Genomic DNA, 25,598 nt, shown 5'->3' on the forward strand with positions numbered 1-25,598 from the left:
CCCGTACCCGGACGCCGTACGGGCACCCGCCTCGCGTCATGCCTACCGGGTGGCGAACGGGCGGTCCGTCGGGACGATTTCGCGGCCGAGCGGCATCAGGGAGACCGGGATCAGCTTGAAGTTCGCGATGCCGAGCGGGATGCCGATGATCGTGCAGCACAGCGCGATGCCGGTGAAGATGTGGCCCAGCGCGAGCCACCAGCCGGCGAAGACGATCCAGATGATGTTGCCGAGCAGCGAGCCGGCGCCCGCGTCCCGGCGTTCGACGGTCGTCCGGCCGAAGGGCCAGAGGGCGTAGGAGGCGATACGGAAAGAGGCGACGCCGAACGGGATCGTCACGATGAGCACGCAGCAGATGATGCCCGCGAGCACATAGCCGAGCGCCATCCAGAGCCCGCAGAGGACCAGCCAGACGACATTCAGGATGAACCTCATGTACATAGCCTTTCACGCGACCGGTTCCCTGACCACTCACTGTGACGCCGGGACCCGGTGACGCGGTTGCCCTCCGCGCGGGCGGAAAGAGCCGCGGCCGGCCGTCAGGGGAGGTCGGTGGCGGTTTCCGTCGCGTAGCGGCTCATCGTCTCGCGGTGCGTCCGGGGGCTCGGGGTGCGGCCGTCGGCCGTCATGTCCCGCAGGTCGCGGAAGTACTGCACGTACAGATCCGGCGTGAAGACGCTCAGCATGACGGCCGATTGGCCGGTCGTGTTGGCGAACGTGTGCGGGGTTCCCGGCGGGACGAGCACGAAGGTGCCCGCGGTCGCGTCGTGCTCCCGGTCCCCGACCGTGAACCTCACCGTGCCGGAGAGGACGTAGAAGCCCTCGTCGTGCCGGGCGTGGCGGTGCTGCGGCGGTCCGGGGGTGTGCGGCGCGAGGACGGACTCGGTGACCCCGAGGCGGTGGCCGGTGTGGGTGCCGTCTTCGAGGACGCGCATGCGCGTGGGGCCCAGGAGGATCGTTTCCCCTTCGCCCGGGGCGACCACCGATGCGGTGGGGGCGGTGGACGGTCGGCCGGTGTCGGTCTGCGGTTCGTCGGTCATGTCCCCATCTGACGGCCGGGGCCCGGGGGTTGTCCAAGACCTGCCCGGGACGGCCGATACCGGACGGGTATCGTCCCCGCATGGAGCTGCGCACCCTGCGGTATTTCGTGGCGGTCGCCGAGGAACTCCACTTCGGCCGGGCCGCCGCCCGGCTGCACATGAGCCAGCCGCCGCTGAGTCGGGCGATCAGGCGGCTGGAGGCCGACGTCGGCGCGGCGCTGTTCGACCGGTCGCCCGCCGGTGTCGCGCTCGCCCCGGCGGGAGCCGTCCTGCTCGACGAGGCGCGCGCCCTGCTCGACCGGGCCGGCCGGGCCCGCGACCGCGTCACCGCGGCGGCCGGGGGCGCCACCCTCGCCGTCGGCATCCTGGGGGACGGCGGCGGTCCCGAGGCGGCGCGGCTGGCCCGCGCCTTCCGCCGGCGGCACCCGCACGCCGAGGTCCGCGTCCGCGACACGGACCTGACCGACCCGACCTGCGGGCTGCACGCCGGAACGGTCGACGTCGCCCTGACCCGCGGACCGTTCGACGAGACCGGGCTGACCGTGCGCGAGCTGCGGGCCGACCCGGTGGGCGCCCTGTTGCGCGCCGACGATCCGCTGGTCCGGCACGGCCGGCTGCGGCCGGCCGACCTGGCGGACCGCCGCTGGTTCCGCTTCCCGGCGGGCACCGACCCGCTCTGGCAGGCGTACTGGCACGCCGGAGAGCCCCGCGAGGGCCCGGTGGTCCGCGCGGTCCGGGAGTGCCGGCAGGCCGTGCTCTGGAACGGCACGGTCGGCGTGACGGTCCTGGGGCACGAGCCGGGCGAGGGGCTCGCCGTGGTGCCGCTGGACGGCGTGGCGCCGAGCCCGGTGGTGGTGGCGTGGCGGGCGGGTGAGGCGAACCCGCTGGTCGGGTCGCTCGTGCGGATCGCCGTCGGGGTCTACGGCCGTTGAGCGCCCCCTCGGGGTGGAATGCGAGACGGCGGGACATTTTTCGGAGACGGAAGGCCATTCAGACGCTCGTTCCGGGTTCGTACGGTGAACGAGTCGAAACGGACGAACGAGCAGGGAGTGTCCCCATGCGTGCTGTGGTGCAGAAGACCTTCGGCGGCCCCGAGGTGCTGGAGCTGGTGGAGAAGGAGCGGCCGGTGCCGCTCGGGGGCGAGGTGCTGATACGGGTGCGGGCGAGCGCGGTGAACCCGGTGGACGTCGCCGTCCGGTCCGGGGCGTTCCCGCTGCTGGGCGAGCCGCCGTTCGGGGTCGGCTGGGACGTCTCCGGGGTCGTCGAGGAGGTCGGCGCCGGCGCCCGGTTCAAGGTCGGTGACGAGGTGTACGGGATGCCGTTCTTCCCGCGCGCCGCCAACGCCTACGCCGAGTACGTGGCCGTGCCCTCGCGCCAGGTCGCCCGGAAGCCCGCCTCGCTCGATCACGTGCACGCCGCCGCGCTGCCGCTCGCGGCGCTCACCGCCTGGCAGGGGCTGGTGGACGCGGCCGGCGTGGCGGAGGGCGACCGGGTGCTGGTCCACCGGGCGGCCGGCGGGGTCGGGCACCTGGCGGTGCAGATCGCGAAGGTCCGGGGCGCCGAGGTGATCGCGCTGGCGAGCGCGGGCAAGCACGAGTTCCTCCGCGGGCTGGGCGCCGACGAGGTGATCGACTACCAGTCGGTCGACTTCACGGAGGCGGTGAAGGACGTCGACGTGGTCTTCGACTCCACGGCCCAGGGCGCCCGTTCGACGAAGGTTCTCCGGCCCGGCGGCACGCTGGTCAGCATTCTGGAGCACGGCGACCGGGAGCTCGCGGCCGCGGTGGAGGACGCCGGCTTCCGCTTCGCCGGGGTCATGGTGGAGCCGGACTACGCGGCCCTGGAGGCGATCGCCGAGCTGGTGGACGCGGGCCGGATCCGGCCGCACGTCGGGGCCACCTTCCCGCTCGCCGAGGCGGGCACGGCGCATGAGCTGGTGGGCGCGGGGCGGGCGCTGGGGAAGGTCGTGCTGACGGTGGACTGAGGGGTGGATGCGGGGTGGATGGGGGGACGGGTGAGGCGTGGATGAGACTGGGGGACGCTGCGGGCCGGTGCGGCGGGTGAGCCGTGACGCTGGGGACGCCGGGGACGCCGGGGACGCCGGCAGCCTCGGGTGAGCCGGTACGTCGGGTGAGCCGGGTACATCGGGTACGTCGGGTGGAGGAGATCGTGTGGACATCCTGACCGAGGCGCTGGCCTCGATGCGGACCGGGAGTCCGGCCTCCGTGCGGACCGACGGGCGGGCGCCCTGGGGGCTGCGGCTGCCGCCCGTCGCGGGGGCCGGGTTCCACGTGGTGCTGCACGGCGCGTGCTGGGTGCTGCCGCTGGAGGACGGGGCCGTGGACACGTACCAGGACCCGATCCGGCTGGAGGAAGGTGACGTGATCTTCCTGCGGGACGGGCGCGGGCACATCCTCGCCGACCACCCGGACACCCCGGCGCAGCCCGAGGACACGGCGGATTTCTGTGCGGGCACCCCGATCGGAACGGTCTCGGTGGGCGGTGACGGCGCCCGTACCAGCCTGCTGTGCGGCAACTACCACCTGGACCAGGGCCGGCCGCACCCGCTCGTCGGCCGGCTGCCCGCCGTGATCCACCTGCCGGCGCGGGACGGCCGGCACCCCGAACTGAGCGCCGCCGTACGGTTGCTGGGCGCCGAGGTGGAGAACCCGCGGCCCGGCTCGTCCGGCATCGTGCCCTCGCTGATCGACTCTTTGCTCCTGTATATCCTCCGGGCCTGGCTGGCGGAGCGGCCCGCCGGGGACGGCGACGGCGCGGGGTGGGCCGCCGCGCTGGCCGACCCCGTGGTCGCGCCCGCGCTCGCGGCGATCCACGAGGAGCCCTCGGCGCAGTGGACGGTCGAGTCGCTGGCCGGGCGTTCCGGGCTGTCCCGGGCGGCGTTCGCCCGCCGCTTCACGGCGCTCGTCGGCGAGCCGCCCGTCGCGTACCTGACCCGCTGGCGGATGACGACGGCGGCGCGGTTGCTGCGGGAGTCGGACGTTCCCTTGTCGGCCGTCGCGGCACGGGCCGGGTACGGGTCGGAGTTCGCGTTCGCGAAGGCGTTCAAGCGGGAGTTCGGGCAGGCGCCCGGTGGGTACCGGCGGGCGGCGAGGGTGGAGCGGGCCGTGGCGTGAGCGGTGCTTCCCGGGGGCGGGCGGGGTGCTCCGGTCCCGCCCCTTCACCGTTTCTTGTGGGGGCAAGCCCCCCCACATCCCCGAAACCGCGCTCCGCGCGGTTGTTCTCGTACTCCCCCGGAGGGGCGCCCCCAACGCGGGCTGAAACCCTCTAACGGCTCAACGCAGCGCGCCATCGGACGTGCCCCGTGGCCATGGTGGGCGTGCCGCCATTCGGCGGACGAACCGTCCGGGAGGAACCATGCGCAGAGCGATCCTGGCGGCGGCTCTGGCCGCCGTGAGCGTCATCGGCGTCACCAGCGCCCAGGCCGAACCCGTGGCCCCGGCCGACATCGACGTCTTCACCTGCCTGGACGGGGGCGGCGTCCCTGACTACGGCGACGCGGGCCCGGGCGTACTCACCGTCGACATCCAGGCCACCTGCAAGGGCGGCACCCACAACGGCGAGAAAATCTCCTGAGGCTCCCCTCAGCCGTGGCCGCCGCCCGCCATCCGCTCCAGGCGGCTGATCCGCTCGGTCATCGGGGGGTGGGTGGAGAAGAGTTTGGACATGCCCTCGCCGGGCCGGAACGGGTTGGCGATCATCATGTGGCTCGCCGTCTCCAGGCGCGGCTCCGGCGGCAGCGGGAGCCGCGCGGTGCCCGTCTCCAGCTTGCGGAGGGCCGAGGCCAGGGCCAGCGGGTCGCCGGTGAGGCGGGCGCCGGACGCGTCGGCCTCGTACTCCCGGGAGCGGCTGACGGCGAGCTGGATCAGGGATGCGGCGATGGGCCCCAGCAGCATGATCATGATCATGCCGACGATCCCCGGGCCCTCGTCGTCGTCGGACCTGCCGACCGGGACCAGCCAGGCGAAGTTCACCAGGAACATCACCACCGAGGCGAGCGCGCCCGCGACCGAGGAGATGAGGATGTCGCGGTTGTAGACGTGGCTGAGCTCGTGGCCGATCACACCGCGCAGCTCGCGCTCGTCGAGGAGGCGCAGGATGCCGTCGGTGCAGCAGACCGCGGCGTTGCGCGGGTTGCGGCCGGTGGCGAAGGCGTTGGGGGCCTCGGTGGGCGAGATGTACAGCCGGGGCATGGGCTGGCGGGCGGCGGTGGAGAGCTCGCGCACCATGCGGTAGAGCTGCGGCGCCTCGAACTCGCTGACCGGGCGGGCGCGCATCGCCCGCAGGGCGAGCTTGTCGCTGTTCCAGTACGCGTAGGCGTTGGTGCCCAGCGCCACCAGGACGGCGACGATCAGCCCCGTCCTGCCGAAGACGCTGCCGATGACGATGATGAGCGCGGACAGCCCGCCGAGGAGTACGGCGGTCCTGAGCCCGTTGTGCCGGCGGTGCACGGTACGCCCTCCAGGTGGTGCGGCAGGGGAACCCTTGAACCAGTGGAACCTTTCGTACTGGTCAACGCCAGGCGGAGGCCGCTAGTTCCCTTGTGCACGGGGTGGGGTGTACGCCGGTCGGGTGAGGCGCGCGCCGAGGCGTCCCGCTACAGCAGCGCCCCCGACGCGTACCGCAGCACCAGCTGCGGCGCGCCCGACAGCACGATGCCGGCCACCGCGGCCAGGCCGATCGCCGCCGCGAGGGAGCGGGGCACGCGCGCCGTCGCCGCCTCCGCGTTCGCCACCTCCACGTCCCCCGCCGGCCGGAAGAGGAAGGCCGTCCACTGGAGGTAGTAGTACAGCGCGATGACGACGTTGACGGCCATGACCGCCGCCAGCCAGCCCAGCCCCGCGTCGACCGCCGCCGAGAAGACCGTGACCTTGGCGAACAGCCCGATGACGCCCGGCGGCAGACCGGCCAGGCAGAGCAGGAAGAAGGCGAGGGCGAACGCCGCGAGGGGGTTCCGGGCGTACAGCCCGCGGTAGTCGTCGACCCGGTGGCGGGGCGCGGTGCGGCCGACGAGGACGGCGACCGCGAACGCGCCGAGGTTCACCGCCGCGTACATCAGGGCGTACGCGACGGTGGAGCCGACGGCATGCCCCGGTTCGTTCCCGTACCCGGCGGCGGCCAGCGGCACCAGCAGGTAGCCCGCCTGGCCGACCGAGGACCAGGCGAGCAGCCGGACGGCGCTGAGCCGCCGGTCCGGCCGCTGGCGCAGCGCGGCGACGTTGCCGACGGTCATGGTGAGGGCGGCGAGGACGGCCAGGGCAGGACCCCAGACGTCGGAGTACGACGGGAACGCGACGACCGTCACGAGGGAGATGCCCGTGAAGCCGACGGCCTTGCCGACGACGGAGAGGTAGCCGGCGACGGGCAGCGGCGCGCCGGCGTAGGCGTCCGGCACCCAGAAGTGGAAGGGCACGGCGGCCGTCTTGAAGGCGAAGCCGACGAGGGTCAGGACGACGCCGGTGCGGGCGAGGACGGCGAGCCGCGGGTCGACGGCGGCGAGGCTGTGGGCGACGTCGGTGAGGTGCAGGGTGCCGGTGGCCGCGTAGACGAAGCTGACGCCGAGGAGGGTGACGGCGGTGGCGGTGACCGAGGAGAGGAAGAACTTCAGCGCCGCCTCGGAGGAGCGCCGGTCGCCGCGGCGCAGGCCGACGAGGGCGAACGCGGGCAGCGAGGCGACCTCCAGGGCGACGACGAGGGTGGCGAGATCGCGGGAGGCGGGCAGCAGGGCGGCGCCGGCGGCGGAGGAGAGCAGCAGGAACCAGTACTCGCCGGCGGGGAGTTCCTGTTCCCGCACGGTGGTGGCGGACAGCAGCGCGGTGAGCAGCGCGCCGCCGAGCACCAGGAGCTGGAGGACGAGCGTGAAGCGGTCGGCCTCGTAACTGCAGGTGTGGCTGCCGCCGGTGAGGCAGAAGGTACTGCGGTTGTCGCCGTGCAGCGGGATCAGCGCGAGTCCGGCCAGCAGCAGGCCGCCGACGGTGATGCCGCCGAGGACGTTCTTCCGCCCGGCGGGCAGGAAGAGGTCGGCGACGAGGACGACGAGCGCGGCCACGGCGGCGATCAGGGGCGGTGCGACGGCGAGCCAGTCGACGGACTGGACGAGGGAAACGGTCGCGGAGTCGGCGAGGAGAACCATCAGTTGCCTCCTCCGAGGAGCTGCTGGACGGCCGGGTCGGTGAGGCCCAGGAGGGCCGCGGGCCAGAGGCCGGCGAGGACGGTGAGGACGACGAGCGGCGTCCAGGCGGCGAACTCGTACGGGCGGACGTCCGCGAGCGCCGGGCCGGCTCCCTTCGCCACGGTGTGCTGTTCGCCGTTGCCGCCCATGCAGACGCGGCGGACGACGACCAGCAGGTAGGCGGCGGTCAGCAGGGTGCCGAGGCCGGCCAGCGCCATGAAGGTGAGGTAGGCGGGGCGGCTGAGGCCGTCGGCGGGCCGGAAGGAGGCGAACATCGCGAGCATCTCGCCCCAGAATCCGGCCAGTCCAGGCAGCCCGAGGGAGGCGACGGCGCCGAAGGCGAGCAGGCCGCCGAGGCGTGGCGCCCGGCCGTAGAGCGCGGCGCCGGTGGGGCCGGAGAGCCGGTCGAGGTCGGTGGTGCCGTAGCGGTCCTTGATGCCGCCGACCAGGAAGAAGAGGAGGCCGGTGATGAGGCCGTGGGCGATGTTGGCGAAGAGGGCCGCGTTGACGCCGGTGGGCGTGAGGGTGGAGATGCCCAGGAGGACGAAGCCCATGTGGCCGACGGAGCTGTAGGCGATCAGCCGCTTGAGGTCGCCGCCGGAGCCGCGGCGGGCCAGCGCGAGGCAGACCAGCGAGCCGTAGACGATGCCGACGGCGGCGAACGCGGCGAGGTACGGCGCGAGGGTGTGGGCGCCGTCGGGGGCCATGGGAAGGACGATGCGGACGATTCCGTAGGTGCCCATCTTCAGCAGCACGCCCGCGAGGAGCACCGAGCCGGCGGTCGGCGCGGCGGTGTGCGCGTCGGGCAGCCAACTGTGCAGCGGGAACATCGGCGCCTTGACGGCGAGCCCCGCGCCGATCGCCAACACCGCGATGACCTGCGTCGAATGGCTCAGACCCGACCCGTTGTCAGTGGCGAGTGCCACCATGTCGAAGGTGCCGCCCTTGATGCCGACGAGGAGGAAGCCGAGCAGCATGACCACGGACCCGAGCAGGGTGTAGAGGACGAAGCGCCAGGCGCCGCGCTCGCGTCCCTCGCCACCCCAGCGGGCGATGAGGAAGTACATCGGGACGAGCACCGTCTCGAACGCGAGGAAGAACAGCACGAGGTCGAGGACGGCGAACGAAGCGAGGGTGCCGGCCTCCAGGAGCAGCAGCAACGCCACGAAAGCCTTCGGTGACGGGCCGTCGGGCACGCGGAAGTAGCTGTACAGCGCGCAGAGGAAGGTGAGGAGCGAGGTCAGGACGAGGAGGGGGAGCGAGACGCCGTCCACGCCGAGGTGGAACCGGATGCCGAGGGCCGGGATCCAGCTCACGTCGGTGGTGGCCTGCATCCGGGCCGGCCGGCCGTGGTCGAAGCCGGCGGCCAGGGCGACGGTGAGCGCGAGCACGGCGCCTGTGACGGTGACGCCGTGCCGCAGGACGGCCTGTTCGGGGCTCCGCCCCTTCAGGCCGGGCGGGGCCGGCAGGAGGGCGGCGACGGCTCCGGCGACGGGCAGGCCGACGATCGCGAGGAGGAGGATCTGGAGAACGGTATGGCTCACGGTCAGGCTCCGGAGGCGACGAGGACGGCGGCGACGGCCAGGACGACGGAGCCCGCGAACAGGACGCTCAGGTAGGTCTGGGTGTTGCCGGTCTGGGCCCGGCGGACGGCCGCGCCCAGCAGGCCGGGGGCGGACGCCGCGCCGCGCACGTAGGTCTCGACGACCTCGCGGTCGAGGAAGCGGGCGAGGCGGGCGGCACCGCGCGCCGGGCGGACGGCGACGGCGTGGACGACGGCGTCCAGGTGGAAGCCGGCGGCGGCGTGCCGGTGCAGCGGACCGAGGAGGAGCCGGCCCGGGTCGGCGGGGTCCTGGGCGCCGGCGACGCTGCCGTACGCGGCCTCGTGGGTGGCGATGGCCTCCTCCTCGGAGACGGCCGGGGCCTCCTCCGGGTACGCGGCGACCGCGCCGAGGGGGGTGCGGGCGGCGAGGGCCGCGGTGCGCCGCCACGCGGCGACGACGACGAGCGCGCCGGCGAGGGCACAGCCGGTGGACAGGAGGGAGGTGGTGAGCGTGGGGGCCAGGGAGCCGCCGTCGAACCAGTCGGGGAGCTTCCAGGCGGCGAGCCCGAGGGCGATGGTGGGGACGAGCAGCACCCACAGGACGCTCGTCATGGCGGCGGGCTGCCGGCCGTGGTCGGCGGCCTCGGGGCCGGTGCCGCGGAAGGCGAGCAGCCACAGGCGGGTGGCGTAGGCGGCGGTGAGGACGGCGGTGAGCAGGCCGGCGACCAGCACTGTCCAGCCGACCGCGCCCGGGATGCCGTCCGCCTCGCCGCGGGCGGCGTGCTCGGCGGCGCCCAGCACGGCCTCCTTGGAGAAGAAGCCGCTGAAGGGCGGGATCGCGGCGAGCGCGAGGAGAGCGACGGTCATCGTCCAGAACGCGTCGGGGACGCGCCGGGCGAGGCCGCCCATGCGGGCCGTGGCGGCCAGCGAGTTGGTGCCGGCGGCGTGGATGACCACGCCCGCCCCGAGGAAGAGGAGGGCCTTGAACGCGCCGTGCGAGACGAGGTGGAAGACGGCGGCGCCGCGGTCGCCGACGGCCAGGGCGCCGGTCATGTAGCCGAGCTGGCCGACGGTCGAGTAGGCGAGGACGCGTTTGATGTCGTCCTGCGCGAGCGCGGCGACGGCCGAGCCGACCATGGTGACCGCCGCCATCACGGCGAGCACCGCCAGGGCCGCGGTGGAGGCGGCGAAGACGGGCAGGAGCCGGGCGACGAGGTAGACGCCGGCGGCGACCATCGTCGCGGCGTGGATCAGCGCGGACACCGGCGTGGGGCCGGCCATCGCGTCGGGCAGCCACGTGTGCAGCGGGAACTGGGCGGACTTGCCCGCCACACCGGCGAGCAGCAGCAGCGCCGTGAGCGTGGGGTGGGAGAGGTCGCCGGAGGCGGCGGTGCGCACGATGCCGTCGATGCGGAACGTCCCGGCGTCGTCGGCGAGCGCGAACACGCCGATCAGGAAGGGGACGTCGCCGAGCTTGGTGACCAGGAACGCCTTGAGGGAGGCGGCGCGGGCGGCCTCCGTCTCCCAGTAGTGGCCGACGAGGAAGTACGAGCAGATGCCCATGACCTCCCAGCCGACCAGCAGCACCATCAGGTCGCCCGAGTAGACGACGAGGAGCATCGCGGAGGTGAACAGGGAGACCAGCGCGGCGTAGGACGGGTAGCGCGGATCGTCGCGCAGGTAGGCCGTCGAGTACAGCTGGACGCAGGTGGCCACGACCCCGACGAGCACGGCGACGAGGACGGCGAAGCCGTCCAGGTGCAGGGCGAGGTCGACCGGGACGGAGCCGGTCGGGGTGAGCCGGGTCGACGCGTCGAGCGGCCGTCCGCCGCCCTGCCGGCAGGCCACGACGATGGCGAGCACGGCGGCGACGGCGGTCGGCAGGAGGGCGAGCGGCCGGACGAGCCCGGGCGCGCGGCGGCCGGCCAGGATGCCGCCGACGGCACCCAGGAAGGGCAGCAGCGGGACGAGGGCGGCGGTGGTCGTGGTCGTCACGAGGCGGCCTCGGCCTTCTGCTCGCAGTCGGTGGCGCTGTTTTGCGATGCGGTCCCGTCCGCGTCGTCCTCGCGGAGGTCGCGGAGCCGGTCGAGGTCGGCGGTGCCGCGGTTGCGGTGGACGAGCAGGACGATGGCCAGGCCGATGCCGATCTCGGCGGCGGCGATGGCGATGGTGAACAGGGTGAGCGCCTGCCCAGCGTGCAGCTCGTCGCGCAGCCAGACGTCGAAGGCGACGAGGTTGAGGTTGACGGCGTTGAGCATCAGCTCGACGGACATCAGCACCAGGATGGCGTTGCGCCGGGCGAGGACGCCGTAGAGGCCGGTGCAGAAAAGGAGGGCGGCGAGGACCGCGGGGTAGACGAGGTGCATCAGCGGGCCTCTTCCTTCCGCGGCTTCTCCGGCTTCTCCGCGGGACCGTTCTCCTCGCCGTTCTCCTTGCCGCGCCGGGACAGCACGATCGCGCCGACGAGCGCGGCGAGCAGGAGGACGGAGAGCGCTTCGAAGGGCAGCACCCAGTAGCGGAAGAGCATCTCGCCGGACACCTTGGTCGAGCCCTGGACCGGTCCGCGGAGGTCGATCCACGTCCTCCGGAAGGCGTCCACGACGACCCAGACCAGCGCGAGGGCGGCGGCGCCGGCGACCGCGATCGCCACGGGCCGGTTGCCGGAGTCGGCGTCCGGCGAGCGGCCGATGGGCGCCTTGGTCAGCATCAGGCCGAACAGCAGGAGGACGACCACCGAGCCGACGTAGATCAGCACCTGCACCCAGGCCACGAACTCGGCCGTCAGCAGCAGGTACTCCACGGCCAGCCCGCCGAGCGCCACGACCAGCCACAGGGCGGCGTGCACCAGCTGCCGGGTGGTGACGGTCAGCACGGCGGCCCCGAGGGTGACCAGGCCGACGAGGAGGAAGGCGACCTCGACGCCGGTGGGCGACAGGAAGCCGTGCGCGCCCGAGGCGAGTGCGACGCCGTGGGGGCTCATGCTCCGTCCTCCTTCGCTTGCTTCTCCTGGGCCGCCTGCGCGGCCTGTGCGGCTTGCGCGGCCGCCATCTTCTCGGCCGTCTTGCGGGCCGCCGCGATCTCCTTCGGCTCCTCCGCCGCCGGGTCGAGCGCGGGCGGCTCGGGCACGGTCCACATCCACTCGCGGAGCCGGTCGCGTTCGTGGGTGAGGTCGAGGATGTCCGTCTCGGCGTACTCGAACTCCGGCGACCAGAAGAGGGCGTCGAACGGACACACCTCGATACAGATGCCGCAGTACATGCACAGCGCGAAGTCGATCGCGAACCGGTCGAGGACGTTGCGGCTGCGCTCGCGCCCGCCCGGCGCGGCCGGGGGGACGGTCTCCTTGTGGGAGTCGATGTAGATGCACCAGTCGGGGCACTCGCGGGCGCACAGCATGCAGACCGTGCAGTTCTCCTCGAACAGGCCGATCACGCCGCGGGTGCGGGGCGCCAGTTCGGGCTGCGCGTCGGGGTACTGGACCGTCTGCGTGCGCCGGGTGAGCGTCCGCAGGGTGACGGCCAGGCCCTTGGCCAGGCCGCTGCCGGGGATGTTCATGAGATCGCCACCTTGACGACGCCGGTCAGCGCGATCTGCGCGAGGGCGAGCGGGATGAGCACGGTCCAGGCGAGCTTCTGCAACTGGTCCTCGCGCAGCCGCGGGTAGCTCACCCGCAGCCAGATCACGACGAACGCGAGCACCGCCGTCTTGAGCAGCGTCCACACCCAGCCGAGCCCGTCGGCCCCGAACGGGCCGTGCCAGCCGCCGAGGAACAGCACGGTCGTCAGCCCGCAGAGGACGACGATGCCCGCGTACTCGGACAGCAGGAACATCGCGAACCGCAGGCCCGTGTACTCGGTGTACGCGCCGAAGATGATCTCGGAGTCGGCCACCGGCATGTCGAACGGCGGCCGTTGCAGCTCGGCCAGGCCGGCGGTGAAGAACACCAGCCCGCCGACGATCTGCCAGGGCACCCACCACCAGTGGAACGCGTCCAGGATCCCGGGCAGCGAGACCGTGCCCGCCGCCATCGCCACGGAGGCGGCGGCGAGCAGCATCGGCAGCTCGTACGCCATCAGCTGCGCGGCCGTCCGCAGGCCGCCGAGCAGGGAGAACTTGTTCGCCGACGCCCAGCCGGCCATCAGCGAGCCCAGCACACCCACGCCCATCACGGCGAGGACGAAGAACACGCCCGCGTCGATGTACCAGCCGACCGCCGCGCCGGGGCCGATCGGGAGGGCCACGAGGACGAGGAGGTAGGGCAGGAGGGCGACGGCCGGCGCGAGCTGGAAGACCCGCCGGTCGGCGTCGGCCGGGACGATGTCCTCCTTCTGCGCGAACTTCACCCCGTCCGCGACGAGCTGCGCCCACCCGTGGAACCCGCCCGCGTACATCGGCCCGAGCCGGCCCTGCATATGGGCCATCACCTTGTGCTCCATCTGCCCCACGAGCAGCGGGAACACCAGGAAGACCCCGAACAGGGCCACGAGGCGCAGCACCACGTCGAGGGCGTCGCTGCTGCTCATGCGGGGTCGCCTCCGGCGGGGTCAGGATCGTTCTCGGGGGCGCCGCCGTCGGGGGCGGCGGGTCGCTTCCCGCCGGGGGCGGGGGGCTCGGCGGCGGGGGCGCCGGGCTGACCGGCGGGCTGCTCGCGGTGCGCGGCGGGCGCGGCGCCGGGCCGGTCGGCGGGCGTGACGCCGGGTTCCCCGGCGGGCTTGGCGCCGGACGCGGCGGACCTGTCACCGGGCTCCACGGCGGGCTGCACGTCGGGCGCGGCGGGCCTCGCGGCCGGCGCGCTCTGCGGGGCGGGGGCGTCCGTTCCGGGCTCTGCCGCTTCGCGCGCGCCGGGCTTCACCGCCTCGGCCGCCTCGGCCGCCTCGGCCGCCTCGGCCGCTTCAGCCGCTTCAGCCGCCTCCGGCGCTGCGGGGTCGGCGGGGCGATCCGACGCGTTCGGCTTCTCGGCCTGCGGCTCGTCGAAGGCGGGGCGGGCGTGGTGCCACGGGGCGTCGGACGAGCGCGGGGCCGGGCGGCGGGTGGCCGGGGTGGCTTCCGGGGCGTCCATCGGCGTGGTCGCGGAGGCCGGGCCCGTACCCGCGTCCGTACCGGACTGGCTCACCGAGCCGTCGCTCGCGCTGCGCGTACGGCGGGGCGTCGCGCCGGCGGTCCCCTGCCGGCTCGCCGAGCCCTCGGAGGCACTGCGCGTACGGCGGGGAGCGGCGGCGCCGGGCTGGGCCTGGCCCTGGCTCGCCGAACCGTCCGACGCGCTCCGGTTCCGCCGGGGAGCGGCGGTACCCGCCTCGCCCTGGCTCGCCGAGCCCTCCGACGCGCTGCGCGCACGACGCGGAACGGCGGTACCCGCCTCACCCTGGCTCGCCGAACCCTCCGCCGCACTGCGCGCACGACGCGGAACGGCTGCGTCGGTCTCGCTCTGGCTCGCCGAGCCCTCCGACGCGCTCCTCGCGCGGCGCACCGGGGCCGTCGTCTCCTGGCTCGCCGAGCCGTCGCCCGCGGTGCGGGTGCGCCGGGCCGGGCGGTCGGCCGCCGCGGCCGGGCCCGTCGTGCGAGCGGCACGGGCCGGGCGGGCCGGGGCGGGGGGAAGCTGGCCCTTGAGGGGGCCCCACTCGTTGGGGTCGGGGACGCCGGGCGGGAGCATCTGCCGCCGCTTGGGCCCGCCGTGATCGGATTCTCCGGGCTCCTTCGCGCCCGGCCACGCCTTGACGACCCGCGCCGCCAGGACGAAGTCCTTGCGCAGCGGGTGGCCCTCGAAGCCCTCGGGGAGGAGCAGCGGCGCCAGGTTCGGGTGGCCGGTGAAGTCGACGCCGAACATCTCGTGCGTCTCGCGCTCGTGCCAGCCCGCGCCGGCGTACACCCCGACCGCGGTCGGGAGGGCGGGCGCGTCGTGCGGCACGGTGGTGCGGACGACGAGGCGGCGGACGGACGCGTCGTCGGCGGTCGGCAGGGCGACGAGGTGGGCGCAGACGAGGAAGCCCGTGCCGGGTTCGTCGACGGCGCTCAGCCAGTCGAAGAAGGTGCAGCCGAGCACGTCGCGGGCGGCGGTGAGGGCGGTGATCCAGGACGCGGCGGGGACGTCGACGGTGAGCAGGCCGTACGCCTCCTCGGCCGTGGCGTCCGCGCCGAAGAGGTCGGTGACGGGTGCGGGCAGCCAGCCGGTCATCGGCCGTCCTCCCCGGGGCCGTTCGCCGAGCCGTCCCCGGAACGGTCCTCGGGGTTGTTCCCGGAGTCTGACTCAGGGGCGCTCCCCGAATTCCTCTCGGACCCGGCCGCCCCCGCCCCCGTCGCCGGCGCCGTCACCGGCGCGCTGCGCAGCTCCGCGACGGACGCGGTCGGCACGCCGGCGGACGGCGCCGTACCCACCGGCGCCGAGGCGCCGTACCGCTCCGCCGTCGACTCCGCCGCGATCTTCTCCTGCAGCTTGAGGATGCCCTGGAGCAGCGCCTCCGGCCGGGGCGGGCAGCCCGGAACGTAGACGTCCACCGGGATGATCTGGTCGACGCCCTTGGTGACGGAGTACGAGTCCCAGTAGGGGCCGCCGCAGTTGGAGCAGGCGCCGAACGAGATGACGTACTTCGGCTCGGGCATCTGCTCGTACAGCCGCTTCACGGCGGGCGCCATCTTGTCCGTCACCGTGCCGGAGACGATCATCAGGTCGGCCTGCCGGGGCCCGGGCGCGAACGGGATCACGCCGAGGCGGATGAAGTCGTGCCGGGCCATGGACGCGGCGATGAACTCGATCGCACAGCAGGCGAGGCCGAAGTTGAACACCCATAGGCTGTAGCGGCGGCCCCAGTTCAGGACCACCTTCATGGGCTCGGGGGCCAGCCGGGCCAGCGCGCCCAGGCGGCGGGGCTCGGGCAGGCCGACCGGCTCGGCGCGTGTCACGTCCACTCCAGGACGCCCTTCTTCCATGCGTACAACAGGCCAACGGCGAGGAAGCCGAGGAAGACGAACATCTCGACCAGGGTGGCGGCACCGTAGCCGGGCGCGGCGAAGACCGTCGCCCAGGGGAACAGGAACACCGAGTCCACCGCGAAGATCACGTACAGGAAGGCGTAGACGTAGTAGCGCACCTGGGTGTGGGCCCAGCCCTCGCCGACGGGGTCGACGCCGCACTCGTACGTCAGCAGCTTCTCCGGCGTCGGCACGACGGGCCGCAGCAGCCGTCCGGCGCCGAACGCCACGGCGACGAAGAGCGCGCCGAGGACGCCGAGCAGGGCGACCAGGCCGTAGCCGTGGAAGTAGGCGGCGGATTCCGCCGCGAGCCGGGTGTCGGCCGTCGCGATGCGCGCGGTTGCCTCCGGCACGTCCGGCCCCTCACTCCCTGTGTGCGGCTGTTCGTCCGCATTCGACGATCTGTACGCACAGGAGTCTAGGCGCTACGGGCCGGGGACCGGGCAGCGCTGCCCGGCCGGGGGTGGGGTTGTCCCCACCGGGGCGCTCCCGGGGCCCCCATGGCGGGGATGGCGGAGCGCCGGGCAGGCTTGGACCGTGACCGCCCGCAGCCCTTCCCCGATACCCACCCGTCTCCGGCCCCGGGTCCCCGTCCCCTCCGGGGGCGGGTCCGAGGACGAGCGGCTGCCGCCCGCCCGGTTCGCCTTCGACGCGTGGACCTGGAAAGAGGTCCTCTACCTGCTGAGCAACCTGCTGACGTCGCTCATCGGGTTCGTGTACGTGGCGCTGTGGCTGTTCGCGGGCGTGCTGCTGTCGTTCACCGTCATAGGTCTGCCGCTGCTGGCGGCGGGCCTGATGGGCGTGCGGTTCGTGGGGCGGATGGAGCGGGGCCGGGCGCGGGCGCTGCTGGGCGTCCGGGTCGACGAACCGAGCCCGCTGCCGCGCGGCGGATCCCGCCGGGGGGCCGTCGGCTGGGTCTGGAGGACCCTCAAGGACACGGTGGCCTGGCGCACCACGCTGTACACGCTGGTCCGGCTGCCGTGGGGGGTGCTCACCTTCGGCGTGACGATCTGCGCCCTCTTCGTCGCCTGGCCGGTGCTCGGGCACCTCGCCCGGGCCATGGCCTCGGTCGACCGGGCGATGGCGCGCGGGCTGCTGAGCCCTTCCGACGAGCTCGAACGGCGCGTGGCGGAGCTGGAGCAGGACCGGGGGATCGTGGTGGACACGGCCGCCGCCGACCTGCGGCGCATCGAACGCGACCTGCACGACGGCGCCCAGGCCCGGCTCGTCGCCCTCGCCATGGGGCTGGGGCTGGCGAAGGAGAAGGTCCTGGAGGACCCGGAGGCCGCCGCGAGGATGGTGGACGAGGCGCACGGCGAGGTGAAGCTCGCCCTCCAGGAGCTGCGGGACCTCGCCCGCGGCATCCATCCGGCGGTGCTGACGGACCGCGGCCTGGACGCGGCCCTGTCGTCGGTGGCCGGCCGCTGCACCGTCCCCGTCGCCGTCCATGTGGACCTCGACAGCCGCCCGGCGCCCGCGATCGAGGGCATCGCGTACTTCACCGTCTCGGAACTCCTCCAGAACGTCAGCAAGCACAGCCGGGCCCGGACCGCCGAGGTCGAGGTGTGGCGGAGGGACGACCGGCTGCTGCTCCAGGTGCGGGACGACGGGCAGGGCGGCGCGTCCACCGCCGACGGCAGCGGCCTGGCCGGGCTCGCGGAGCGGCTGGGCTCGGTGGACGGCCTGTTCGAGGTGGACTCGCCGGCCGGCGGCCCGACGGTGATCACGGCCGAGCTGCCGTGGCGGTCCCGGAACTGACGCCGCGGGGACGTTCCGCTTCCCCGCCGCCGTGAGGGTTCCTGAAAAACCCTTGAGCCCCTCGGGGTAGGGAGAACCCCACCCCGAGAACACCCACCCACCGCATGGTCCGGCCCTCTCCCCCCGGGAGAACCTGGAGTCATCCCGCACTTCCGGCGGACGCGACGGACGCAGAGGACAGAGGAACCCTGGAGATGGCCATCGACTACGGAGACCACGGATACCCGGCCGCCCCGGCGGAGCGGCACCACCGGCTGCCGCTCGCGCTGCGGGCCCCCCTGTCGGGACGCACCTGGCGCGCGTTCCTCTACCTCCAGCTGAGCCTGCCGATCTCGATCGCCGGCTTCACCTGGGCCGTCACCACGGTCTCGCTGGGGCTCGGCCTCCTGGTCACCTTCATCGGCCTGCCGGTGCTGGCCCTCGGCCTCGCCGGGGCGCGGGTGCTGGGCGCGGTGGAGCGGACCCGGGCCCGGCTGCTGCTGGGCGCGGACGTCGAGGGGCCGCTCCCCGTCCAGGCGGAGAACCGGAACGGCGGGTTCATGGGCTGGGTGTGGGCGCTGCTGAAGAGCGGGGCGTCCTGGCGGCACATGGTCTACGCGGTGGTGCAGATGCCGTGGGCCATCTGCACGTTCACGGCGTCGCTGGTCCTCCAGATTTTGGGCTGGTCCCTGCTCCTCTACCCGGCCTACCAGTGGATGTACCCGGCGTGGTGGGGGCAGCCGGGCATGCAGGTCTTCAGCGACCGGACCCACGAGGTCTACCTCGACAACCCCTTCGAAGTCGCCGCCGCCTCCGCTGTCGGCCTGGTGATCGTCCTGGCCACCCCGTGGCTGATCCACGGCATGGCCACCATGGACCGGATGCTGGTGAAGTCCCTGCTCGGCCCGTCGAAGCTGGCCGTCCGGGTCGCCAGGCTGGAGCAGGACCGGGGCGTCGTGGTCGACACGGCCGCCGCCGACCTGCGGCGCATCGAACGCGACCTGCACGACGGCGCCCAGGCCCGGCTCGTCGCCCTCGCCATGGACCTCGGCCTGGCGAAGGAGAAGCTGCTGGAGGACCCGGAGGCCGCCGCGAGGATGGTGGACGAGGCGCACGGCGAAGTGAAGATCGCCCTCCAGGAGCTGCGCGACCTCGCCCGCGGCATCCACCCCGCCGTCCTCACCGACCGCGGCCTGGACGCGGCCCTGTCGTCGGTGGCCGGCCGCTGCACCGTCCCCGTCGCCGTCCATGTGGACCTCGACAGCCGCCCGGCGCCCGCGATCGAGGGCATCGCGTACTTCACCGTCTCGGAACTCCTCCAGAACATCAGCAAGCACAGCCGGGCCCGGACCGCGCGGGTGGAGGTGTGGCGCTCGGGCAACCGCGTGATGCTCCAGGTGTGGGACGACGGGCGGGGCGGCGCGTCCACCGCCGACGGCAGCGGCCTGGCCGGGCTCGCCGAACGGCTCGGCTCGGTCGACGGCCTGCTGGTCGTCGACTCCCCCGCCGGCGGCCCCACCACCATCACCGCGGAGCTGCCCTGGCGCGACCGCTGACCGCTACGCGCCCGATCGCCCGCCCGCCTGATCGCACCACGGCCCCGGACCGTCCGTCCCGGGGCCGTTTTGCTGCGATGCTGTGGGACGTCGCAGTCGTAGCGCGGGCCGGAGCGTCCGCCGGGAAGCCAGGGGGCCGGACGCGTGGTCGAGAACGCCGCGGACAGGGTGCGGGTGGTCATCGCCGAGGACTCGGTGCTGCTCAGGGAGGGCCTGACCCGGCTGCTCACCGACCGCGGCCACGAGGTCGTGGCCGGGGTGGGGGACGCCGAAGCGCTGCTGAAGGCGGTGCGGGTACTGGCCGACGAGGGGGCGCTGCCGGACGTGGTGGTGGCGGACGTCCGCATGCCCCCGACCCACACGGACGAGGGCGTCCGCGCCTCCGTCCGCCTCCGCCGGGACCATCCGGACCTGGGTGTCCTGGTCCTTTCGCAGTATGTCGAGGAGCAGTACGCGACCGAGCTGCTCGCCGGCAGCAGCCGCGGGGTCGGCTACCTGCTCAAGGACCGGGTGGCCGAGGTGCGGGAGTTCGTGGACGCCGTGGTCCGGGTGGCCCGGGGCGGCACCGCGCTCGACCCCGAGGTCGTCGCCCAGCTGCTGGGCCGCAGCCGCAAGCAGGACGTCCTGGCCGGGCTCACCCCGCGCGAGCGGGAGGTCCTGGGGCTGATGGCGGAGGGCAGGACGAACGGTGCCATCGCCCGGCAGCTCGTGGTGAGCGACGGGGCCGTGGAGAAGCACGTCAGCAACATCTTCATGAAGCTTGGGTTGTCGCCGAGTGACGGCGATCACCGGCGGGTGCTGGCGGTCCTCACGTATCTGCGTTCGTGAGGCCCTGTCTGCGGTCGTGAGGGGCGCCCCGGTCTTCGTTTCGCCGCCGGTTCCGGGGGCCGGGCCCCCGGACCTCTGTGGAACGCGCCGTCCCCAGGCGCCGGACGGGCCGGAGCGTGCGCCGGGACGCGCTTGAACACCTTTCCGGCGCTTCCGCTTCCGCCCGCCTGACGCCCCGTCAGCCCGGCGGGTGCCGGGGCCGGACGCCCGGCCTCCTCCTCCGGTCCTGGTCCTGGGGGCGGAGGGCGTGCGCCGGAGCACCGGCGACATCGAGGATGGCCGGAAGCGGGCATGCCAGGATGGGGGTGCTGCGGGGCCTCCCCATCCCGTGATCCGTCCCGGATGGCCGTGCCCCGCCCACGTACGATGGCGATGGGAACGCCGGTCGGCACCTCGTGTGCGGGACCGCCGTCACGAGGGAGGTCCGAAGCAGTGACCAGCCAGGTCAGCAGCCCGGCCGAACAGGCCGAACCAGCCGAACAGCAGCCCGGAGTCTCCCCGCCCGGGGCCGGGGAGGAGCCGTCGCGCCTCACCGGGCAGCGCGCCTCCGCTGCGGAAGCGGGCTCGGGCGGCAAGGAGGTCCGCCGCCTGGACCGGGTGATCATCCGGTTCGCGGGTGACTCGGGTGACGGTATGCAGCTCACGGGTGACCGTTTCACTTCCGAGACGGCCTCGTTCGGCAATGACCTGTCCACGCTGCCGAACTTCCCCGCCGAGATCCGGGCGCCCGCCGGCACCCTCCCGGGCGTCTCCTCCTTCCAGCTCCACTTCGCCGACCATGACATCCTCACCCCCGGCGACGCCCCGAACGTCCTGGTCGCCATGAACCCCGCCGCGTTGAAGGCGAACATCGCGGACGTCCCGCGGGGCGCGGAGATCATCGTCAACACCGACGAGTTCACCAAGCGCCCGATGGCCAAGGTCGGCTACGCCACGAACCCGCTGGAGGACGGCTCGCTGGACGCCTACAACGTCCACCCCGTCCCCCTGACCACGCTGACGATCGAGGCGCTCAAGGAGTTCGGGCTCTCCCGCAAGGAGGCCGAGCGCAGCAAGAACATGTTCGCGCTGGGGCTGCTGTCGTGGATGTATCACCGGCCGACGGAGAACACCGAGCGGTTTTTGCGGAAGAAGTTCGCGAAGAAGCCGCAGATCGCCGAGGCGAACGTGGCGGCGTTCCGGGCGGGTTGGAACTTCGGTGAGACGACGGAGGATTTCGCGGTCTCCTACGAGGTCGCCCCCGCGGCTTCCGCGTTCCCGGCCGGTACGTACCGCAACATCTCGGGGAACCTGGCGTTGTCGTATGGGTTGATCGCCGCTTCCCGGCAGGCGGATCTGCCGCTGTACCTGGGCTCGTACCCGATCACTCCGGCCTCCGACATCCTGCACGAGCTGTCGAAGCACAAGAACTTCGGGGTGCGCACCTTCCAGGCGGAGGACGAGATCGCGGGGATCGGTGCGGCGCTGGGGGCGGCGTTCGGCGGGGCGCTGGCGGTGACGACGACGTCGGGGCCGGGTGTGGCGTTGAAGTCGGAGACGATCGGTCTGGCGGTCTCGCTGGAGCTGCCGCTGCTGATCGTGGACATCCAGCGTGGTGGTCCCTCGACCGGTTTGCCGACCAAGACCGAGCAGGCCGACTTGTTGCAGGCGATGTACGGGCGCAACGGTGAGGCGCCGGTGCCGGTGGTGGCGCCGAAGACGCCGGCCGACTGCTTCGACGCCGCCCTGGATGCGGCGCGGATCGCGCTGACCTACCGCACGCCGGTTTTCCTGCTCTCCGACGGGTACCTGGCCAACGGCTCGGAGCCGTGGCGGATCCCGGAGCCGGACGAACTGCCCGATCTGCGGGTGCAGTTCGCCGCGTCACCCAACCACGAGCTGGCCGACGGCACCGAGGTGTTCTGGCCCTACAAGCGCGATTCGAAGACGCTGGCCCGCCCCTGGGCGGTACCGGGGACGCCGGGGCTTGAGCACCGTATCGGCGGGATCGAGAAGCAGGACGGCACGGGCAACATCTCCTACGACCCGGCCAACCACGACTTCATGGTCCGCACCCGCCAGGCGAAGATCGACGGCATCGCGGTCCCCGACATCGAGGTGGACGACCCCTCCGGCCAGGCCCGGACCCTGGTTTTGGGCTGGGGTTCGACCTACGGCCCGATCACCGCGGCCGTGCGACGGGTGCGCGCCGCAGGCTCCCACGTCGCCCAGGCACACCTGCGTCACCTCAACCCTTTCCCGCGCAACCTGGGCGAGGTTTTGAAGCGCTACGACAGGGTCGTGGTGCCGGAGATGAACCTCGGCCAGCTCGCCCTGTTGCTGCGCGCCACCTACCTGGTGGACGTGCGCTCTCACACCCAGGTCAGCGGCATGCCGTTCAAGGCCGAGCAGCTCGCCACCGTGCTCAAGGAGGCCATCGATGTCTGAGGCGCTGAAGCTGGTGCCCAAGGCGGAAGCCAAGCAGTCCATGAAGGACTTCAAGTCCGACCAGGAAGTGCGCTGGTGCCCGGGCTGCGGCGACTACGCCATCCTCGCCGCCGTGCAGGGATTCATGCCCGAACTGGGCGTCGCCCGGGAGAACATCGTCTTCGTCTCCGGCATCGGCTGCTCCTCCCGCTTCCCGTACTACCTCAACACCTACGGGATGCACTCCATCCACGGCCGCGCCCCCGCCATCGCCACCGGCCTGGCCACCTCCCGCCGCGATCTGTCGGTATGGGTGGTCACCGGTGACGGCGACGCGCTCTCCATCGGCGGCAACCACCTCATCCACGCGCTGCGCCGCAACGTCAACCTCAAGATCCTGCTGTTCAACAACCGGATCTACGGGCTGACCAAGGGCCAGTACAGCCCCACCTCCGAGGTCGGCAAAATCACCAAGTCCACGCCGATGGGCTCTTTGGACGCGCCCTTCAACCCCCTCTCGCTGGCGATCGGGGCGGAGGCGTCGTTCGTCGCCCGCACGATCGACTCCGACCGCAAACACCTCACCGAGGTCCTGCGCCAAGCCGCCGACCACCCCGGCACGGCGCTGGTGGAGATCTACCAGAACTGCAACATCTTCAACGACAACGCCTTCGAAGCGCTCAAGGACAAGGAGCAGGCGCAGGAGGCGGTGATCCGCCTGGAGCACGGACAGCCCATCCGCTTCGGCGCCGACGGATCCAAGGGCGTGGTGCGGGACCCGGCCACCGGGGACCTCACGGTCATCGAGGTGACGCCCGAGAACGAGGCGCGGGTGCTGGTACACGACGCGCACTCCACATCCCCGACCACGGCGTTCGCGCTGTCGCGGCTCGCCGACCCCGACACCCTCCACCACACGCCCATCGGCGTCCTGCGCAGTGTGCGGCGGCCGGTGTACGACACGTTGATGGCCGAGCAGTTGGAGACGGCCGTGGAGCAGCGGGGCAAGGGGGACCTCGCGGGGCTGCTCACGGGGGGCGACACCTGGACGGTGGCCGGGTAGGGGCCCCAGCCCCGCCCCTTCACCGTTTCTTGCGGGGGGCGGGTCCCCGCACCCCGAAACCGCGCTCCGCGCGGTCGTCCTCAAACGCCGGACGGGCTGGTATTCAGGCCGTCCGGCGTTCGAGGACGAGCGGTGAAGGGGAGGGACCAGGGGACCACCAAACGAGTGTTCCCGCCGCGTCGACCCGCCCACCCCCGGGAGCCACCCGCTCTCATAGAGGACATGGCCGACGCCGAAGTTCCCCTCCCACCCGACCGCCTCCGCTACCGCGTGAAACGCGCCCTCCTCGGCCCACCCCTGGTGACGGAGCGCCTCGCGCAGGAGAAGCTGTCGAACCCGATGGCACTCGGCGTCCTCGCCTCCGACTGCATCTCGTCCACCGCGTACGGCTCGGAGGAGATGCTCCGCATCCTCGTCCCCGTCGCCGGAATCGCCGCGTTCACGCTGCTGCTGCCGGTGACCGGGGCGATTCTGCTGGTCCTGCTGCTGGTGACACTGGCCTACCGCGACGTCGTGTCCGTCTACACCCGGGCCGGCGGCTCGTACGTCGTCGCCCGGGAGAACCTGGGACCGCGCGTCGCGCAGATCGCGGCCGTGGCGCTGCTGGTGGACTACACGGTCACGGTCGCCGTGCAGACCGCCGCCGGCACGGACGCGCTGATCTCCCTCGCCCACCTGGTCGGCCACGGCTACCACGGCATCGACCATCTCAAACTGCCGATCACGATCGGCGTCGTGGTGCTGCTGATGTACGGGAATCTGCGCGGAATCCGAGAGGCGGGCCGGGCGTTCGCGCTGCCGGCCTATCTCTTCATGGCGGCGGTGGGGCTGCTGCTGACCATCGGGCTGGTCCGGGGGCTGGGCGGCGGGCTGCCGCACGCCGACACGGCAGCGCCCGGTGCCGTCCCGCTGGGCACGGGCGGGCACGGCTGGCTGTACGGCGCGTCGCTGTTCATCGTGTTGCGCGCGTTCGCGAACGGCGGTTCGTCGCTCACCGGCCTGGAGGCGATCTCCAACGGCGTGTCCGCCTTCCGGCACCCGCAGGGCCGCAACGCGCGCCGCACACTTACCGTGATGAGCCTGATCCTGGGGATCATGGTGTTCGGCGTCTCGGCGCTGGCCCACTTCACGCACGCGATCCCTTACCAAGAGGGCAACCCGACCGTCCTCGCCCAGGAGGCGCACCTGGTCTTCGGTGACGGCCAGGCGGGGACGGCGGGTCTGGTGTTCGTACAGCTCGCCACCGCGCTGATCCTCTACACCGGCGCCAACACGCCGTTCACCGGCTTCCCCTTCCTCGCCAGCTTCGTCGCCGAGGACCGCTTCCTGCCCCGCCAGCTGACCCGGCGCGGGCACCGCCTCGCCTTCTCCAACGGCATCATCTGCCTCACCGTCGTCTCGCTCGGGCTGCTGCTCCTCGCCGGCGGCAATGTCGACAAGCTGGTCGCGCTGTACGCGATCGGCGTCTTCACCGGCTTCACCATGGCCGCCGCCGGGATGACCGCGCACCACGTGCGCTCGTCCGGGCCGGGCCGGCGGGCGAAGATCGCGGTGAACCTGGCCGCCGCCGTGGTCTCCGCACTGGTGGTGCTGATCTTCGCGATCACCAAGTTCACGGAGGGCGCGTGGCTGGTGGTCGTGGTCTTCCCGGTCGGCGTCTGGGCGCTGATCCGCATCAACCGCCACTACCGGACGGAGGCGGCGGTGCTGGAGAACGTCCCCGCCTTCACCACCGGCCGGCCACACTGGCGGCGGCACCTGGTGTACGTCCTGGTGGACAGCCTCGACCTGGCCGCCGTCAAGGCCCTGCGGTACGCGCAGGAGCTGCGGCCGGACGAGGTCCGCGCCCTGCACTTCGTCATCGACGAGGCCCGGGCGCGGCGGCTGGCCGCCCGCTGGGAGGCGACGCCCGGCACGAACGTCCCGCTGGAGCTGATCGACTGCCCGGACCGGCGGCTGCGGCGGGCCGTCCTCGAACTCGCCGCCCGGACCACGGCGGACGGTTCGACCGCGCTGACCCTGCTCGTCCCCCAGCGGACGTACTCCACCCCGCTCGGGCGGCTCCTGCACCGGGGCACGGGCGAGCAGATGGCGCGGACGCTGGAGCAGCTGCCGAACGTGGCCGTCACGGTCCTGCCGTTCGACGTCTCGCGGGCGGTGGAACGGCTGCGGGGGGCGCTGGGGACGGAGCGGCCCGGTCCGTAGCCGTCCGGCGTCATGACCGTCATTCGGTACGGACATGACAGGCACCCCCGGACGGCGTTACCTT

The 25,598-nt window shown here is 73.1% G+C and carries 23 protein-coding genes; 10 read left to right on the plus strand and 13 right to left on the minus strand.

Features of this window, described 5'->3' with window-relative positions; translation table 11 throughout:
• Positions 1-42: 42 nt before the first annotated feature.
• Positions 43-435 carry a YccF domain-containing protein gene (locus ACH4PU_RS18865; RefSeq protein WP_398272888.1) on the minus strand — a complete coding sequence of 131 codons (393 nt, stop codon included), beginning with the start codon at positions 433-435 and terminating at the stop codon, positions 43-45.
• 104 nt (positions 436-539) lie between these two features.
• Complete coding sequence (locus tag ACH4PU_RS18870) at positions 540-1,040, minus strand: cupin domain-containing protein (protein ID WP_398272890.1); 501 nt, start codon at positions 1,038-1,040, stop codon at positions 540-542.
• Between the two features lie 80 nt (positions 1,041-1,120).
• On the opposite strand from ACH4PU_RS18870, the gene ACH4PU_RS18875 reads away from it, so the two are divergent.
• The 4 genes from ACH4PU_RS18875 (at position 1,121) to ACH4PU_RS18890 (ending at position 4,634) form a co-directional block, all read left to right on the plus strand.
• A complete protein-coding gene (locus ACH4PU_RS18875; protein ID WP_398272892.1) occupies positions 1,121-1,972 on the plus strand; it encodes a LysR family transcriptional regulator in 852 nt (283 codons plus the stop codon).
• Between the two features lie 125 nt (positions 1,973-2,097).
• Positions 2,098-3,024 (plus strand): NADP-dependent oxidoreductase, encoded by a 927-nt coding sequence (locus tag ACH4PU_RS18880; protein ID WP_398272895.1) that lies wholly within the window; start codon positions 2,098-2,100, stop codon positions 3,022-3,024.
• Between the two features lie 187 nt (positions 3,025-3,211).
• A complete protein-coding gene (locus ACH4PU_RS18885; protein ID WP_398272897.1) occupies positions 3,212-4,174 on the plus strand; it encodes an AraC family transcriptional regulator in 963 nt (320 codons plus the stop codon).
• 241 nt (positions 4,175-4,415) lie between these two features.
• Complete coding sequence (locus ACH4PU_RS18890; RefSeq protein WP_398272899.1) at positions 4,416-4,634, plus strand: hypothetical protein; 219 nt, start codon at positions 4,416-4,418, stop codon at positions 4,632-4,634.
• 8 nt (positions 4,635-4,642) lie between these two features.
• Here ACH4PU_RS18890 and htpX read toward each other — a convergent pair whose 3' ends face one another.
• The 11 genes from htpX to ACH4PU_RS18945 form a co-directional block, all read right to left on the minus strand.
• Positions 4,643-5,509 carry a zinc metalloprotease HtpX gene (htpX, locus tag ACH4PU_RS18895; RefSeq protein ID WP_398272901.1) on the minus strand — a complete coding sequence of 289 codons (867 nt, stop codon included), beginning with the start codon at positions 5,507-5,509 and terminating at the stop codon, positions 4,643-4,645.
• 146 nt (positions 5,510-5,655) lie between these two features.
• Positions 5,656-7,191: an NADH-quinone oxidoreductase subunit N gene (locus ACH4PU_RS18900; RefSeq protein WP_398272903.1), complete on the minus strand. Its 1,536-nt coding sequence runs from the start codon at positions 7,189-7,191 to the stop codon at positions 5,656-5,658.
• A complete protein-coding gene (locus tag ACH4PU_RS18905; RefSeq protein WP_398272905.1) occupies positions 7,191-8,774 on the minus strand; it encodes a NuoM family protein in 1,584 nt (527 codons plus the stop codon). The genes ACH4PU_RS18900 and ACH4PU_RS18905 overlap by 1 nt, the downstream gene beginning before the upstream one ends.
• Positions 8,775-8,776: 2 nt before the next feature.
• The gene (locus ACH4PU_RS18910; protein ID WP_398272907.1) at positions 8,777-10,768 is read right to left on the minus strand and encodes an NADH-quinone oxidoreductase subunit L; all 1,992 of its coding nucleotides are present in this window, start codon (positions 10,766-10,768) and stop codon (positions 8,777-8,779) included.
• The gene (gene nuoK, locus ACH4PU_RS18915; protein ID WP_398272909.1) at positions 10,765-11,139 is read right to left on the minus strand and encodes an NADH-quinone oxidoreductase subunit NuoK; all 375 of its coding nucleotides are present in this window, start codon (positions 11,137-11,139) and stop codon (positions 10,765-10,767) included. Before nuoK ends, ACH4PU_RS18910 begins: the two co-directional genes overlap by 4 nt.
• On the minus strand, positions 11,139-11,753 hold the full coding sequence (locus ACH4PU_RS18920; protein WP_398272911.1) for an NADH-quinone oxidoreductase subunit J: 615 nt from the start codon (positions 11,751-11,753) through the stop codon (positions 11,139-11,141). Before ACH4PU_RS18920 ends, nuoK begins: the two co-directional genes overlap by 1 nt.
• Positions 11,750-12,328: a NuoI/complex I 23 kDa subunit family protein gene (locus ACH4PU_RS18925; RefSeq protein ID WP_398272913.1), complete on the minus strand. Its 579-nt coding sequence runs from the start codon at positions 12,326-12,328 to the stop codon at positions 11,750-11,752. The genes ACH4PU_RS18920 and ACH4PU_RS18925 overlap by 4 nt, the downstream gene beginning before the upstream one ends.
• On the minus strand, positions 12,325-13,296 hold the full coding sequence (locus ACH4PU_RS18930; RefSeq protein WP_398272915.1) for an NADH-quinone oxidoreductase subunit H: 972 nt from the start codon (positions 13,294-13,296) through the stop codon (positions 12,325-12,327). The genes ACH4PU_RS18925 and ACH4PU_RS18930 overlap by 4 nt, the downstream gene beginning before the upstream one ends.
• Positions 13,293-14,945, minus strand: a complete 1,653-nt coding sequence (locus ACH4PU_RS18935) for an NADH-quinone oxidoreductase subunit C (RefSeq protein ID WP_398272917.1) — start codon at positions 14,943-14,945, stop codon at positions 13,293-13,295. The genes ACH4PU_RS18930 and ACH4PU_RS18935 overlap by 4 nt, the downstream gene beginning before the upstream one ends.
• Positions 14,942-15,697: an NADH-quinone oxidoreductase subunit B gene (locus tag ACH4PU_RS18940; protein ID WP_398272919.1), complete on the minus strand. Its 756-nt coding sequence runs from the start codon at positions 15,695-15,697 to the stop codon at positions 14,942-14,944. Before ACH4PU_RS18940 ends, ACH4PU_RS18935 begins: the two co-directional genes overlap by 4 nt.
• Complete coding sequence (locus ACH4PU_RS18945; RefSeq protein ID WP_185943901.1) at positions 15,667-16,092, minus strand: NADH-quinone oxidoreductase subunit A; 426 nt, start codon at positions 16,090-16,092, stop codon at positions 15,667-15,669. The genes ACH4PU_RS18940 and ACH4PU_RS18945 overlap by 31 nt, the downstream gene beginning before the upstream one ends.
• A gap of 184 nt (positions 16,093-16,276) precedes the next feature.
• Between ACH4PU_RS18945 and ACH4PU_RS18950 the strand changes: the two genes are divergently transcribed.
• The 6 genes from ACH4PU_RS18950 (at position 16,277) to ACH4PU_RS18975 (ending at position 25,534) form a co-directional block, all read left to right on the plus strand.
• Complete coding sequence (locus ACH4PU_RS18950; RefSeq protein WP_398272922.1) at positions 16,277-17,497, plus strand: sensor histidine kinase; 1,221 nt, start codon at positions 16,277-16,279, stop codon at positions 17,495-17,497.
• A 194-nt stretch (positions 17,498-17,691) separates the two neighbouring features.
• A complete protein-coding gene (locus tag ACH4PU_RS18955) occupies positions 17,692-19,032 on the plus strand; it encodes a sensor histidine kinase (RefSeq protein ID WP_398272924.1) in 1,341 nt (446 codons plus the stop codon).
• Positions 19,033-19,200: 168 nt separating this feature from the next.
• Complete coding sequence (locus ACH4PU_RS18960) at positions 19,201-19,860, plus strand: response regulator transcription factor (RefSeq protein WP_185943984.1); 660 nt, start codon at positions 19,201-19,203, stop codon at positions 19,858-19,860.
• A 432-nt stretch (positions 19,861-20,292) separates the two neighbouring features.
• Positions 20,293-22,287 carry a 2-oxoacid:acceptor oxidoreductase subunit alpha gene (locus tag ACH4PU_RS18965; RefSeq protein WP_398272926.1) on the plus strand — a complete coding sequence of 665 codons (1,995 nt, stop codon included), beginning with the start codon at positions 20,293-20,295 and terminating at the stop codon, positions 22,285-22,287.
• A complete protein-coding gene (locus ACH4PU_RS18970; protein ID WP_398272928.1) occupies positions 22,280-23,329 on the plus strand; it encodes a 2-oxoacid:ferredoxin oxidoreductase subunit beta in 1,050 nt (349 codons plus the stop codon). Before ACH4PU_RS18965 ends, ACH4PU_RS18970 begins: the two co-directional genes overlap by 8 nt.
• 222 nt (positions 23,330-23,551) lie before the next feature.
• Positions 23,552-25,534 carry an APC family permease gene (locus ACH4PU_RS18975; RefSeq protein WP_398272930.1) on the plus strand — a complete coding sequence of 661 codons (1,983 nt, stop codon included), beginning with the start codon at positions 23,552-23,554 and terminating at the stop codon, positions 25,532-25,534.
• Positions 25,535-25,598 lie beyond the last annotated feature (64 nt).

Source organism: Streptomyces sp. NPDC021100, from assembly GCF_044333095.1.
Taxonomy (GTDB): Bacteria; Actinomycetota; Actinomycetes; order Streptomycetales; family Streptomycetaceae; genus Streptomyces.